Here is a 14,030-nt window from a genome sequence, read left to right on the forward strand (position 1 = left end):
GGAAATAACCAATGATAGAGTCGGTCGCTCTTACTGCCACTTCTAATGGTATAGTTTCGATAACTTTTTGTGCGCAGGTGACTCTATGTGGTTGAAGAGGAGGGGGCGATAACGGGGTAAAACTCTCAGCGTTTCTTACGCAGTTTAATGTGTTGTTCACCCCCCTTTTGGTGCAGGGCCTAATTTTGTTGTATCGACGGTACTGGTCAACAAAGCCTAAAGGCCACAACTCACGATTCAATTCACATTTTTCTTAAAAAAACATCCGCAAATAGATTGAAAGTAACTTTAAACCATCGAAAATTATCCCCCAGAGCTACTGTACGCAGCTATGCGCATCAGATGTACATCTTATGGTCGGTTCTTAGGTATCTTTTAACAGGATGCATTCGGCTTCGTTTTGCTAAAATTGACCATTGAATAACGTCAGCAATTCGACTTGTGGTTTGGATGATTTTGGTTGTAATCTGGTTTTGAACGTGGATAATCTTCGGTCATCTTTGATCGCTATCCGTAAAAAGCGACTAGAATAATAACAAAGGTTCAACATGAGTAAGGTTATGGTTATGAGTGCAGTAATGTTAGCGCTCAGCAATAATGCCAGCGCATCGCTGCTAGAAGCAGCTCAATCTACAATATCTTTACGCACGCAGTGTGTGAGTTCGCATGCGGCTACCTCAATTTTTTTAAATTCTGTTGAAGCAACCATTTCTCAAATCAACAAAGAGATTATGACTTGGCGTGAGACGTATCGAGAAATCGATGAGTCTTCATCTCCAGAGTTGTATTTTGATGACGTAAATACAGCGAAGTTGTTAGATGCCGATACATTCGTTCGAGCGTCTGAAGAGATGTTACGCATACAAGTTACAGATTTGTTTGCTGACAACGCAACTCAGTTACCTGATGATATTATTGCAGGGATCAGAAGACTACGAGTGACTGTAGCTAAGCTGAGAATGGCGATTGGTAACGTACTTAGCATTGAAGCCCAACTACGACCAGCTAAGCCTACAGACAAAGCAAAAGTCTCAAATGAGTTTTTAACTGCGCTTAAAACAGCTACTAGCAACACATACTATCACTAAGGAAAGGAATAGGGATTAATGCATCAAATCAGCTTTTCTCCAAGGTTTGAAAAAGAAGTTGAATCCCTAGGCCACAGCCTCGATGCTGTTAAAGTCCATCTCGAACTACACCTCGATGCTATCGGTACTGGTGAAATGCCAGTACCATACTTAGGTAAAACGGACGCATTTCACTTCCCTCAAGCAGTTGTTGATGCCGATCTTTCAAAGATTCATGTATTCGACCCAACCTGCACAAATTTCACGAAAGCAGATCAAGACTCTTGGAAAAGCGCTACCAATCTACGTGGAAGAACGAGCGACACTTACCTTGTATACACGAAAGACTATTTTAATGAGCACCACTGCTATTTTGTTGGGATGATTTCCCCTGCACATACAAAATGTGACGTTAGAAAGTCTGGCATGAGTTGGTTTGGCCCATTGGTTGATGAGGCCAACAAGTTTAACGGGATTCAATAAAAAACCTTGCCGCTCTAACTCCTTGTTGGGGGGGCATTTCAGCAAAAAGTCCAATGTGTGTTGTCAGCCATTTATTTATAAGGACTGAAAGCTGTGATCTATTGCTTATAGCGTCAATGTTGCTTGATAGATATGGTACGACAAGGTCGCTTGGTGTTCACACACGAGACTGTCTTTGTCACTCATTTCTGGTATTTCCCCTTTTATCATTTAGATATCTCGTCCATCTCTATATCTTGAGATATCGCCGACTCGTCGAGCTCTTGATGCGCGCGCTTTTGATGGTCATTGTCTGATTTGAGCTTTTCTGACTCCTTGCTGGCTAATGCTTTGACTGTCTCACTTCGTTGTGATTGTTGGATTTGGTCGGTTTCCAGCTTCATCTCTTCTGGCGTTTCAAATTGCTCTGATTGACGGCTTGAGAGAGCATTACGCTCTTCTTCACTAAGGAAAAGCCCTGGAGCAACACACTCACAGTAAACGGCTTCTTGATATGCTTTAGTCATCGCTGGAGATAGAGTGTGTTCACGTTTGATAAAGGCCGGTGTCACATCTCGCATCTTATCAAAGTGCAAATCCAGTTGAGTGATAAAGCTGCTTCCTGGTACGCGAAGGTAACATTGTAAATCATCCATGGCTTGGATTTCACTGCTAGAGACAACAGGGCGGGTGATGGTTTGGTGACCAATCGATACCCCATCACGCAACGCATTTGCACCGTAAGAAATGTGCTCTCTTGAGACATCCACTTCTTGCTCACCCAAATCTTTGGATGAGATGTGCGCCATCTGCGCTGATGGGGCGCGAAAGTAAAAGCGAGAGTTGAGTAAATCAAAAATAACGTCCGCGGTATTTTTTCCGTAGGTTTTCACGAGCTGCGCATAAGATTGGAGACCAATCACATAACAGCCCCCAAACTTACGCACTTCTGAAATGATGTTATCAAGCTCAGGCAATTTATGCAGACTCGGCATCTCATCCATAATCACCCAGATACGGCGGTCTTCGTCGTCTTTGAGTCCCAAAATAGCGTTAGAGGCAATGGCAAGCCAAGTCGAAATCAAAGGACGCAGTGAAGCGTGTTGCTGCGCGTTACTCGATAAGAATAAAAAGCCTTTTTGTTTATCATCTTGTACCCAATCGGTGATGGAAAACGGCTTGCGTTTGGGTTGGCCTTGACCGTCTTTTTCATCCAGTCCATCTAAAAAGCGTAGGCTCTTAATGTAAGTGGCCAACACGGACTTAATCGAGATGGCGGTCTTTTTGATGTCCTTGGAGACCAAGGATGCCGACTCCGTACCTTGTAGGAAATTACCCAACGCTTCGAGCTCTGAGGTCAAAATCAGGCTGAGCAATCGAGCGGTCGAACAGGGTTTCTCATCTTGACTCATGCGATACGCTGCACTAGAAAAGATAGTCCGGGCGGAATCCACCCAGAACGGATCACCTTCACCATGTTGCGGGATAAGCGCGTTCGCAATGTTTTCAAAATCAGGGGCATCCTTAGCATCACACCAGACGTTCCAATTGGCGCAGCGTTCATCAAAGGGATTGAGTAAGGTGTCTTGGCTAGGGTCAAAGAACTTTCTGGTAAAGGTGCAGCCTTTATCATAAATAATGGCTTTATCCCCACGTTTACGTATCCAGCGTAATAGTTTACGAAGCATGACGGATTTACCGGCCCCTGTGGTGCCGTCGATGAGCATATGCTGAACTTCAAACTCATGTTTAAATAAGGCCTGCCCATCCACTTTGAAATCAGAAATCCGTCCGTTACCAACACCCTGTTTTTTGAGTTTCTTTGCCCGTTTTTTTAAATCGTCAGTGAGCACTTTGGGCTCGGCGTATTGAAAGCCTCGGACGTGAAAATCTTCACTTTGTTTTTCGCCTTGTCGTTTAAAGAAAATCATGGCGAACATTAAGATGGTGAAAGCAATCCCGATGGCAATTAAGAAGTTGATTTGTATTTGGCGTATCACGTTATCGTAGAGATTGATGAGTTGGGTGTTTTCCAGTTGGGAAGCGAGCGTGCCAACGTAGCGTTTTCCACTCCAGAACGTCGTGATTTCGCTGTTAAGATCGTGCCCAAGGCTGGCATAGATATGGTTGCGCCAGTAGTAGAACACAGACCAAAAGGCGTTATCGGGCGCGCGTAGCCAGGTTAGAACGCCAGTGAGCGCTATCACCGACCAAATGGCGGCGTAGACTAAGGTATTGTTGACTTGAAAGAACATCCGAATGGAGTGAAAAGTAATTTGTCCGCCACGGGTAAAGTGGTTGCCGGACGCGCGTTTAGGTCTAGGCATCGTGGTTCCTTGTGAGTGAAATTGAGTACTTTTTTAGATAATTACCTGTGTATGCAGATGAGCTGGCCAACAATTGAACGGTTGTTGGCTAATGGTATTGCTGTGTAGGGCTCTGATATGAAAAAATTTACGCATGCCGAAGGTAAGTCACGGATGTTCATCTCTCCGACGGGGGGGGAGTCTAGAGCCCCGACATGCTGGCAAAACTTGGTTGGTTTTATCTCCTTTCTCTGATAATCCTTACGGTCTCGAACGTGGTCAGCGTTATACTCGAAACCTTCAAAGCAATCCTGATGACTATTTTTAAGAAGAAAAGCGAAATTGGTCTCTGTGTAATTAGAGATGGTGAGCTTTATGTTGATGATGGGCATCACCGGACAGTGATTGGGCGAGTGTATTTGGGCCCATTTCAGAAAAGTTCAATGTGAGTCGCCAGCCCTTTGTTTATAAGGGCTGAATGCTGAGGTCTGTTTCTTGGTAATTAAGATACGACAGAATCGCTTGGTGATCACACTTGAAACCAATCATCTGAAACACGTTTTTGGACAAAAATGAGTTTCGCAAAATAGAATATTAGCAAACCATGAATAACAACAGGTATGGCAAAGTGAGTTGTGAAGAGCTAGTGCGATAAGTGAAATCGCACTAGAAAAAAGATTGGTTTATGTTAGGTGCGCACCAAGTGACGTTACGTTAAATAAATGACACATTTATTCCTACAAATTTATTTTTAAAGGCTCAAATTGTTCATTTTTAAAATCTTCTTTTTTATACACTCTATTCGGTTTAGTCTTCATGAATTCTAGATTACTCGGAGGAATTACAGTTGTTGTAAAAACGGCCCCCGCTTCTTGCGTATCTTCCCCTGCAACTATAACTAAACTCTTAGGAACTCGATAAAGGTAAGCATAATCATCCTCTTTTTTCGGATCACACTTATATCCTGTATATTTTGCGATATTATCTATCGATGTAGTTAAATATAATTTACCTAAGCAATTCTCGAACGCTTCCTTACTCGCTGCTTCATAAGCACTGAAACATAAAATGTCTTTTAGCTCAATATCATTGTCCAATGATAAACATTTATCGATTGTAGTTTGATTAGATATTGTCCTATTTACTTTTTTGGCACCTAATAGCGTTGTAGCTATAAAATTATTATCGGGTATTCCATTGATAAAGTTTTTTGCAATTTCTTTTCTAAACTCAGGTAAATACCTAGATTCATATTTGATATTATCAGTAATTTCTTTCATTGAAAGATTACTAGAAGAAAGTTCTTTTACAGCTTCTTTTAATTTAATAACATTCGAATCAAACAACTCACGCTGAAAAGCTCTACCCGAACAGGATGCTTGATATAGTAATCTTTTATTGGCTAATGATCGTTTAGAAAGATCATTATTTCCACATGTTGCACCTTTTAAAACTAGTTCTTCTGTGGCTGGAATCAAACCTTTTTCTATAATTGAATTATGAGCAAAAGATGGCGCTACAGAATAATAAAAATCATCAAAACTAACACTGTCTAACTCTGGGTTTTCAGGCACTTCTTCGATTGGAGGTAATTTAACTCGCTCCCTCTCTCGAAGAACCCGTTCACGATTTTCCTTCCATCGCTTCTCATCACTCGCGGTATATCTCAACTCTTCTTGACGCTCTCGGCGTTGACGTTCTGCACGTTCTCTTGTGGTTTCTTGTCGTTCTTCTGGGGCTACAGGAGCGGATTGATATCTCATGGGAGTCGGTTCTACTGATAGACACGAAGGATAATAACAATATTTTCAGTGATTTATAATCCTCAACAAGATAGTTTGATGATTTAACTAATTAAAAAGGCAGTTTAACAGGCCAAACAATCACAATGAAGGCTCAATAATTTTGGGGTACACTCTATCGGATAACTTTTAGTAGGGTAAAGCGTACGCCCCTAAAATGTGTAGAGCATTTGATCTAACAAGTTTTGGGGCAGAAATGAGCTAGAGCTACTACTCTAATGATTCATTAGAACAAATAGTAGCGTATCGATGCGATCGCTGCCATTTTAAGAGGATACTTTATAGGGTCGAAAGGAACGTTCTTGCGCCCAAACAGCAGCGGCCAACGAATACCTAATTTAGAACAAAGACATTTAACCCGTTCCTATTTTCTCGTACTGGCTTTGTTCCTGAAATTACATTCACTTTCGATGGATATCCTATGCCGAGATTAATATTTCCAGCCGTTAAATTGTAACGATTTAGGGATAGGGCTGTAGCAAGGGTATTCGGTTTGTAAGCCGTAGTTAATGACAGTTGCCGTGTCTACACTAAAAGCTGCTGCATAATTTCCTTGTCTAAAACCTTCTGGATCGATTTTTGCCGTTTTATCTAACACCTTCCAGATGAGCTCTACAATAAACTCAGGGTGACGCCTTGGGTCGAGTGCCATGGTGTCGCGCATACAGAACCAGCTTCCACCACCTAGGCGTTTTTGATTATAGGCATTGTCAAAATACGCCGTATGCAAACCTTGCAAGTAGGCGTTTAAGCGTATGGACTCTACGGTGTCCGTTTCATCTATGTGCTGCAAGAAGTAGGGCAGTTTGGTGATGTCTGCCATTGCTCTTTTAGGCATAGCTAACGTTGCTGTGTCATATTGCTCATGTATCTCGCTCAGAAGTTGGGTGAGCTCAGGAGAGTGGGGTTGAGCTTGCACGCTCGCACAAGTAAGCAGTAGCAATGGTAAGACTGTTTTCATGGTCATTCTCCCTTTAGATACCTGATCATAATACCAGTATTTAGGCTGTGCATAAAGTTCTTTTTTATGCACCTAGTTAAGTATTATTCTTTCGAATTTTGTGTGTATCTTGGCACCGCAGGATAGGCTTGGTCGGAGGTGACGTATTCCGTCCTTTCGGGTCTAGTGATCTCCTTTTCTACCTGCGACTTGACTGTCAGTTCAATCATCGGCTCAGGTTTGATGATGGGTTTCTGCGCTTCCTCTTGTTGAAGTTTTACATCATCGGTAACCCCATCAAAGCGCGCTTGATTAAACAGTCCGCCCGTTTCATTGTTGTGCAGCATAGCCGTGCGGGCAGCAGCCACGGTATCGACGGTACTAGCCCATCCCTTCTCCATCGTGTTGTTTTGCTCGGGTGTCAGTTCTGGTTGTTGGGTTGGGGTGGTGGCTTGGTGCGCTTGGTTCATTTTGCCCACAATTTTTGCCGCGTCACCATCGAGCCCCGCCATGGTGGCGAACGCTTCGGTGCGTGTGTAGTATTGCCATTGCTCTTTCGCCTGCGCAATATCTTCCGGTTGGTGCGCGGTCATTAGACGTTGGACGTCTGGTTGGTCTAATTTAGCTGTCGTTTCCAAGTAATTCTGGAAGCCTTGAATCGCGTTGGCTGTAAAGCTGGCACTGCCAGAGTCTAGGCGGGTTTGAGTATTCGAGAGTGCGCTCAAGTCTGATTGGCTTTGTAATGCACTTGCACCAAGAGACTTGGTGTTGCTGGCGTTAATCGCAAAATCATGCGCAAACTGCTCAACCGACGTTCGAGTATCTTTGTTGTCCACCTGCCTGCCGGCACTGGTCACGGCATTGGCCCCTTCGGTGTATTGCTGCGTCGCTTGTTCAAGCTGCTGCTTTTGCTCGGTATTCATCTTGCTGTACGCCGTACGTTCATCATCAGACCATTTCACGCCACCACTGGCGCCTAAATTGAAGGGCGACGTGCCTTTGCCTGTGCCTACGCTGCCCTCGAAGCCGCCATAGACACTTTGTAGGTAAGCGTGTGATTGCTCTTTCGTCCAGCCGGTTTGTTGACTCACACTGTTCACCGCCGTTTGCATGTCATTCATACCTTCGCTGACTTGAGTGTTAAAGCTACTGGTGCTGCCTTCACCGTAAGCCAGGTTTTTACCCACACTGTCATGCCAGCGGTCGCTCAGCGCAGCGCCTCCTTGGAGGGTTTGACTTAGTTGGGTACTGGTTTGAGCCAGGTTTTGCTGCGTTTGATTGCGGGCATTCGCCACACTCTCTTGCAGCATGCTTTGCGTGTTGGCGCTGATGTTGCCGCGACTGGTGGTTTGTGTGCTGTCGTAGGTGGTGCGTCCATCGCCATGTTGTGTGGTCACCGAGCCGTCTGGGTTTTGGGTGTAAGTATGACCTTGGTTGGCGAGGGTGTTGGTATCAAACTTATTGGCATGCGTGTTGTTCATGCTGTGGTTGTCAATCTGCATACTGCCAAAATCTAGATTACCCGAGGACGCCGCGGCACTGGCTCTGGCATTGGTCGAGTTAATCATGCTTGAGAGCTGGTAGTTCATGCTTGACAGGACTTCTTGACCGCCTTTTAAAATCCCTTTGGCTATCATAGGGACGGCTATCATCAAAATACCGGTCATCCAGGCGAAGCGGCTGTGCAACTCATCCGCGGTATTCGCGTTGGAGAGCACCAGCCCTCCGAACTTCCCCGAGACATCCGTAGACAGAGATTCCAATCCCCAAAGCTGAAAGCCGTTGATGATGGCAAATAAGGCTGGCCAGGTGGCCAAAAAGGCAAACGTCCCAACATAGTTTTTGAGCACCATCATGGTTAAGCCAGGAATGACCGTGGCACCGGCAACAAAGAAGCCCAAACACGCGAACAACATAAACAGCATCGTATGGAGCATCGGTAAGTATTCTCTTGCCATTAACCCTAAGGACGCCCACATCGAGGTGGTTTGCAGTTTGTTGGTGGTGTAGGCGTAATTGAGCGCGGCTTGCGTTGGATCTAGGCTATCAAAGTTGTAACGCAGCTCATTCATCAACATATTTTGTTTGATGGTGTTGGACGCGCTGGTACTGATGGCAAAAAATTTGTTGTAGCTGCGCTGCAGCGATTGCACCACTTGGGGCTTATAACGGTCCGCGTCTTTGCCAAGCAATTGATGCGCTAACAAGCTCATGTTTTTATCGGCGGCATCATTAAAGCGCTGCTTGATGATGGGGTAGGCTTCTTCACACAGTTTGTAGCTGCTTCGGCCGCCCCCTTCATCAAGAAAGAGCGCGCGCAGTGGGCTTTGCCTAACGCCGTCTAGAAAGGCAAAAATATCAGGCGCGGCAAAGAGTTCATCCCAAGTGTATTTTCCATTGATTCTGACATCCCCAATCATGCAGTTATGAAAGTAGTCTCGCCAGAGTTTTTGTAGCTCCAGCTCATTGATTCTGGATTGTCTTGAGAGCTGATACAGCTCAGAGCCAAACAGCATCCCAGTACGACCATAACGCTCATCGTCGGAGGTGGTGAAAATGCCTTCCACGCCTTCGGCCATCCCCACCATGATCGAAGAGAAAAAGTAAGTAGGCACGGCCACGAGGTAAGGCACATTATCCACCTTGTAAGCCTTACCCGGTTGCGTCTTATCGATGATGAGCATGTCGGCTTTCATATTGATAAGAAACAGTGGGACGGCAAAAAACACCACCATCCATTTGATGAGATCTTTAGGATTGCGTGACAGCATGAAGATAAACAAACTGGTGATAAGCCCCAGCATCATGCACATCTGTAAGTAATCCCCAAAGGTATTGGTTCTAAAAAACGTGGCCAACGCATTAAAGGCTTTGTTGACCACTTCGCCGGAGGTGTAAGTGTAATATTCGAGTATCATCGGTTAGTTCCTATAAGCCGGTATCGGTTTGGTGGTCGTGCTGATTTCTTTGGTGCTTTGCTGCGCGGTTTTTCTTTGCGAGTCAATCAGTTGATTACGGTGGTTGAGTGCTTCAATGGCTTTGTCGGCCAGCCCCGCAGTAAAGCGTTTGGCGTTATCGACATCACGCGTGATGAGAGCGATGTCATCCTGGCTGTTATTGGTGTTGGCCAAGGATTGGCGGGCAACATTTAACATGCTCACGAGGTACTGGTTAAGCAGCTCCACCGCTATCATTCGTGAGTAGTTGCCGGTATCGGGCGATTGATTGGCGGATAAGTCGTCAATAAAGAACTTGAGTACCGGGGTTTGAGTCAGATCCAGAAACCCTTTTTGTTTCTCCGTGAGTTTTTGGTCGGTGGCTATCGTTTGCAGTATCGATTCCAGCTGTGTGCGTATCTGGTTTTGAATCCCGTTGGCTTGAGTGATGGAGAGGTTATTGCGCTTGGCGAGGGTAATGCACGCCTCAGGGGCTGTTTTGCGACACTGATAAACGTCCGCCTGCCCCCCTTCAAGCAAGACATTGACCAGATTGTTGTTGTCGGTCAAAAGGCTCGGGTAGTAACGCGGGTTGCCGTTTTTGTCGTACACGTAAGTGCCTGACAAGCTCATCATAAATTGCGCTAAATTTTTGTCAGAGGACAAAAAAGCGTTATTCATGATCGCGGACCAGACCACGTTGTGATGGGTTTGGGTCATGTCTTTCAGGGCTGGGTCCTTTTTGGCGTCCTTTAGCTGATCCGCAGCTTTGCCCCCTGCGCCACATTCATGTTGACCTTGTACCCAATCCGAGAAGGCGTTGTTTTGTGTACCGAGCGTCGCGCAGACGTGCTTTTTGGTGGCAGGAGCGGCAAAGGCGGCCAGTCCACCGATGGACGCTTGCGCGGCTTCACAAGAGTTCACCGATTGATTGAGATATTTGTCGAGCCTGGCTTGGAGATTGTCCAGGTTTTGCTTGAGCTGCGGCGCCCAGGTTTGCAGGGCCAAATTGACAATGAAAGGAGGGGCATTATGAATTACAGCTTTGCCCAGTTTCACCAGTTGGTCTGAGCTGATGTGGGAAAATCCCCCCATAAACATATCAATGCCAGAGCACCCCGCACTGATGGAGGGAACCGTGACGCTGACCAACTGTGCTTCGACGATTTGATTACGCACAAACAAACTGCCCCCGGTGTAGTAGTTGGCCGATTGCCCTTGGTAAGCGGTCGGATTCGAGACGTTGGCGTTATACCCTGAATCATCAAAAAAGCGGGCCAGTGAGTGGTTGGTGTTGGCGTGGCTAGCGCTTGTTAAGCTGATGAGAAATAAAGGAATAACTCGCTTATGCACCGAAACGGTGGATAAATGGTGGGAAAGTGAACGCGTCATTGGAGAGCCTCCTGTACTCGCGGGTCGTTAAGGGCGTGCTGAAGGCTTTGAGCCAGCGTGCTTTCTGGGACGTCTCCAATGCTCAAACGTGAGAACTTACGGCTGTTTACGTTCATTAAGAAGGTCGCAGGCATGACCGTTTTCCTCTGGGCGGGAAAAAAGGTCTTGCCTATTTCTGGTGTGACAGGAATAGGGACCTCAAACCCTGGAATGCCCGGCCCATCAACAGAAAAGGCGTAAACCGGTAATTGAAATCGTTCGCCAAGGCGAGTGATTTTAGGAGCGGTCTTATGGCAGTACGGGCAGGTGCTTTCAAAGAAGAACACCAGGGCATACTGGTTTTGCATGACCGCGTGTACGCTGGCGGCATGAATTAAAAAAGCCAGCGCAAGGGTACAAAGAAATGGCATAGCGCCTCCTTACGTTTTAGGGTAAAAGGAGAAATAAAAGAAAGTGAACATCATTTAAGAGAGTGGTCTGGACGAAGTTGGGTGTGTTGTATCAAACGTTGCACTATGGTTGGAGTGACTTGCCATACTGGCTCTGTTTATGGCGTTTGGTGGTTTTATATGGATTGATTCGCTTTAAAAATCCGATTGCTCAAAGTTGGTGGCGACGTTGTAAAAGCGCCCAATTAAATCATTTTTGCTTATCCAGCCGTACGCCAGTGGCTTCATCTCTCCGGTGCTTGGCTGGACCAAAATCAAGGCGGGCGTAAAAGGCACCGTGACTTTGCCTTGGTTGTGGCGGTTTTCTTTGAGGTGAGTGATGAAGGTTTCATCATTACTGATCCCAAGGAGCTCAAAATGGTATTGGTCAGCAAACGCTTGAATGGACGGGGCGAGTTGCTGGCTGAGCGTATCTTTTCCTTCATAAACAAAGAAAAAGCCCCATCCGTCTTGTTTCATCTTTTCAACCGCGTCGGTTTTCTTCTTGTCCTCTAGTGCTAAATACACTTGTCTTGCCGCTTGCTCGGTCGGATGGTCTTTGGTGTAAGAGAACTCCGGTCTTTCGAGCAGCAGCGCTTTAAAGGTCATGCCTAATTGGTCGGTTTGGTCAGTGATAAAATGATTCAACGCTAAAAACTTTGAGAGCTTGTCTTTATCTTTGGGATGAATGGCCGCGTCGTTTTGCGCTTCAATATGCACAGAGTGAAACCAGGCCATCTGTTCGGTGGCCGATAAGGTTTTAGGGCTTGAGACGGTGGTTTGAGTGTTACTTGGCAGCGGCTTAGGTTTGGGTTTAACGGGCATTGCTTTTGGCTCGTTGTACCATCGCCACCCAGGAGGGGTTTCCTGAGCAAGAGTTGGATGGAGGTGAGTCAGCAGCGCTAGGGTAAGGACGCAAAGCAGAGGGTTTTTCATCATCATAGACCTTGGTTCCGTGGAGGCGGTTATCCGCCTGTGGCACTTTGAAGTCGTTTCTTGATTTCATCAAAGTTGGGGAGGTTGGTGTTGGCACGCATGTCCGGGTAGAACTCTTTAAAATCAATGTATTCAAAATTGATTTGACCCAGTTCTTCGGGCGTAATGGCGGCGCAGGTGGGATTTTTAGCACTGCCTAACCGTTTACCCAGTTGCTGAAGAGACCCTTGCTCTTGGATGATTTTGGCCAGCTTGTTGTCGTAAACGCAGTAACTGCGCTTTTTACGGGTGCAGACACCAAGCACTTTCTTGGCGCAGTATTGCCCCACGTACAGGGTTAAGCCTTTCTCTTTGGCTTCCCCCAGCGCTTCTTCCGCTTCGCTGCATTTCGCTCCCAATCCTTGCCCCCATCCTGAGTCTTTACAACAATCGTTGAAGCCCGCGAGTTTCTTACTGCACTTCATCGGCTTTCCCGTGAATATTTTGGGTGGGTCGCCGATGTCTTTCACGGCTTCGGCAAGCCCTGCCAGTGCCGCAACGGACTTATCAAAATTGCTATTCAATTTGGGCGCCCCCTCGTAACACTCCCCGTCAAGACAGAAGGAGTGCTCCCCACATTGCAGATCAGTGGCTCGGCATGTCTTCTCAGCACAACGCTTTGTGACCTCTTGCTCGATGCACACCCCATTTTGCTTAAGGCTGCAATGTTGAGTTTGAGTCGTACAGTCTTTCGGGAGGTTTGCGCAGGTGTTAGGGCGGTCACAACGATGGTCTATCCGATATTTCCAACAATTGAGCGTGGTGGGAATGCCATTAATGGTGCGGGTGGCTCGACCTTCAATACATTGCTGGCGAGTGACCTGGCACGAGTTCATCAGGCGGCATTGTGTTCGCCAGATCATGGTGTTTTTGATGCAGTTCCCTCCGGATAAGGAGAATCCGTTTGAGCAGCTCAAGGTGGCTTTTTTCGTTTGTGTGGTGGGTCGACAAATCTCGTAGCGTTTATGCCAGTATGCGCTCCATTGCCAGTTTAAGTTGATGGTATGTTTTAAATCGCCAAGCGTGTAGCCTTGGTTGGGAGAGACTATCTTTCCATCCCAAAAATACGTGGTTTCTGATCCCGAAAAACCTTTTCTAGTCCCTGATTGCCTCACGTAATTGTCATTATTGTATCGGCATTGTGGGAGGGGGCGTTGGCAATCCCTCCCTTGTTGTGTCCAACCGGATGGACAGCGGTAGTTCACCTCACCGGTGCTCACGGAGGCAACGGGGACTTTTGTACAAGGCACGTTGTTATTCGTTGGACGATGACACTGTTTAGGAATGTGTTCGATAAGGCACTGGGAGCCGCTATCACAATCCACATAGGCATTTGAGAGACCGTGAGTGATTTCATACGCATTCTCTTGGCCGAGTAAGGCAAAGCGCATCGCTGGGTCGCTTTTCACATCGGGGCGCCCTTTATTAAAGTGGGTGTTGATGTCTTGAGCCAATCCATTGGTCACAAACTCTGTCCCTTTTTGTGCATTGATCTCACTGTCTGACAGTGTGGATTCTTTTGGACTGCGGATCTCTTTTCGACACGTGGCGTCTTTGCAATAGTCATCAACATTGAGTGGCAGGGCATGAGGCGCGAGCGCTTGGCTTGCCGTTTGTTTTGCCCAATTGGCGCTCTCGGTAAAGGTGTGTTGTTCATTGGTCAGCGCGAGAGTCGAAAAAAAACTGAGCGTGAGCGCAGTCCAGGCGTAAATCCGCATAAGG

At 46.4% G+C, this 14,030-nt stretch carries 10 protein-coding genes; 2 read left to right on the plus strand and 8 right to left on the minus strand.

The genetic code is table 11. The features are described 5' to 3' along the window. Nucleotides 1–566 precede the first annotated feature (566 nt). Nucleotides 567–1,088, plus strand: a complete 522-nt coding sequence (locus OC193_RS24530; protein WP_048667455.1) for a hypothetical protein — start codon at nt 567–569, stop codon at nt 1,086–1,088. Between the two features lie 18 nt (nt 1,089–1,106). Next, entirely contained in the window at nt 1,107–1,550 is a 444-nt protein-coding gene (locus OC193_RS24535; RefSeq protein WP_048666207.1) for a type II toxin-antitoxin system YafO family toxin, read from the plus strand. A 206-nt stretch (nt 1,551–1,756) separates the two neighbouring features. On the opposite strand, the gene traD is transcribed toward OC193_RS24535, so the two are convergent. From traD to traN, 8 genes are all read right to left on the minus strand, one after another. Then, entirely contained in the window at nt 1,757–3,856 is a 2,100-nt protein-coding gene (gene traD / locus OC193_RS24540) for a type IV conjugative transfer system coupling protein TraD (RefSeq protein WP_048666208.1), read from the minus strand. A 716-nt stretch (nt 3,857–4,572) separates the two neighbouring features. Next, nucleotides 4,573–5,598: a hypothetical protein gene (locus OC193_RS24545; protein ID WP_048666209.1), complete on the minus strand. Its 1,026-nt coding sequence runs from the start codon at nt 5,596–5,598 to the stop codon at nt 4,573–4,575. Nucleotides 5,599–6,067: 469 nt separating this feature from the next. Next, complete coding sequence (locus tag OC193_RS24550; protein WP_048666210.1) at nt 6,068–6,598, minus strand: hypothetical protein; 531 nt, start codon at nt 6,596–6,598, stop codon at nt 6,068–6,070. 83 nt (nt 6,599–6,681) lie between these two features. Then, nucleotides 6,682–9,495 (minus strand): conjugal transfer mating-pair stabilization protein TraG, encoded by a 2,814-nt coding sequence (traG, locus tag OC193_RS24555; protein WP_048666211.1) that lies wholly within the window; start codon nt 9,493–9,495, stop codon nt 6,682–6,684. 3 nt (nt 9,496–9,498) lie between these two features. Beyond that, nucleotides 9,499–10,905, minus strand: a complete 1,407-nt coding sequence (locus OC193_RS24560) for a conjugal transfer protein TraH (protein ID WP_048666212.1) — start codon at nt 10,903–10,905, stop codon at nt 9,499–9,501. Then, the gene (trbB, locus tag OC193_RS24565) at nt 10,902–11,315 is read right to left on the minus strand and encodes a type-F conjugative transfer system pilin assembly thiol-disulfide isomerase TrbB (protein ID WP_048666213.1); all 414 of its coding nucleotides are present in this window, start codon (nt 11,313–11,315) and stop codon (nt 10,902–10,904) included. The genes OC193_RS24560 and trbB overlap by 4 nt, the downstream gene beginning before the upstream one ends. A gap of 174 nt (nt 11,316–11,489) precedes the next feature. Next, a complete protein-coding gene (gene traF / locus OC193_RS24570) occupies nt 11,490–12,275 on the minus strand; it encodes a type-F conjugative transfer system pilin assembly protein TraF (RefSeq protein WP_080968098.1) in 786 nt (261 codons plus the stop codon). Nucleotides 12,276–12,298: 23 nt separating this feature from the next. Beyond that, entirely contained in the window at nt 12,299–14,026 is a 1,728-nt protein-coding gene (gene traN / locus OC193_RS24575; protein WP_132957380.1) for a type-F conjugative transfer system mating-pair stabilization protein TraN, read from the minus strand. Nucleotides 14,027–14,030 lie beyond the last annotated feature (4 nt).

Origin of the sequence: Vibrio crassostreae (assembly GCF_024347415.1) — a bacterium.
GTDB classification, from domain to species: Bacteria; Pseudomonadota; Gammaproteobacteria; order Enterobacterales; family Vibrionaceae; genus Vibrio; species Vibrio crassostreae.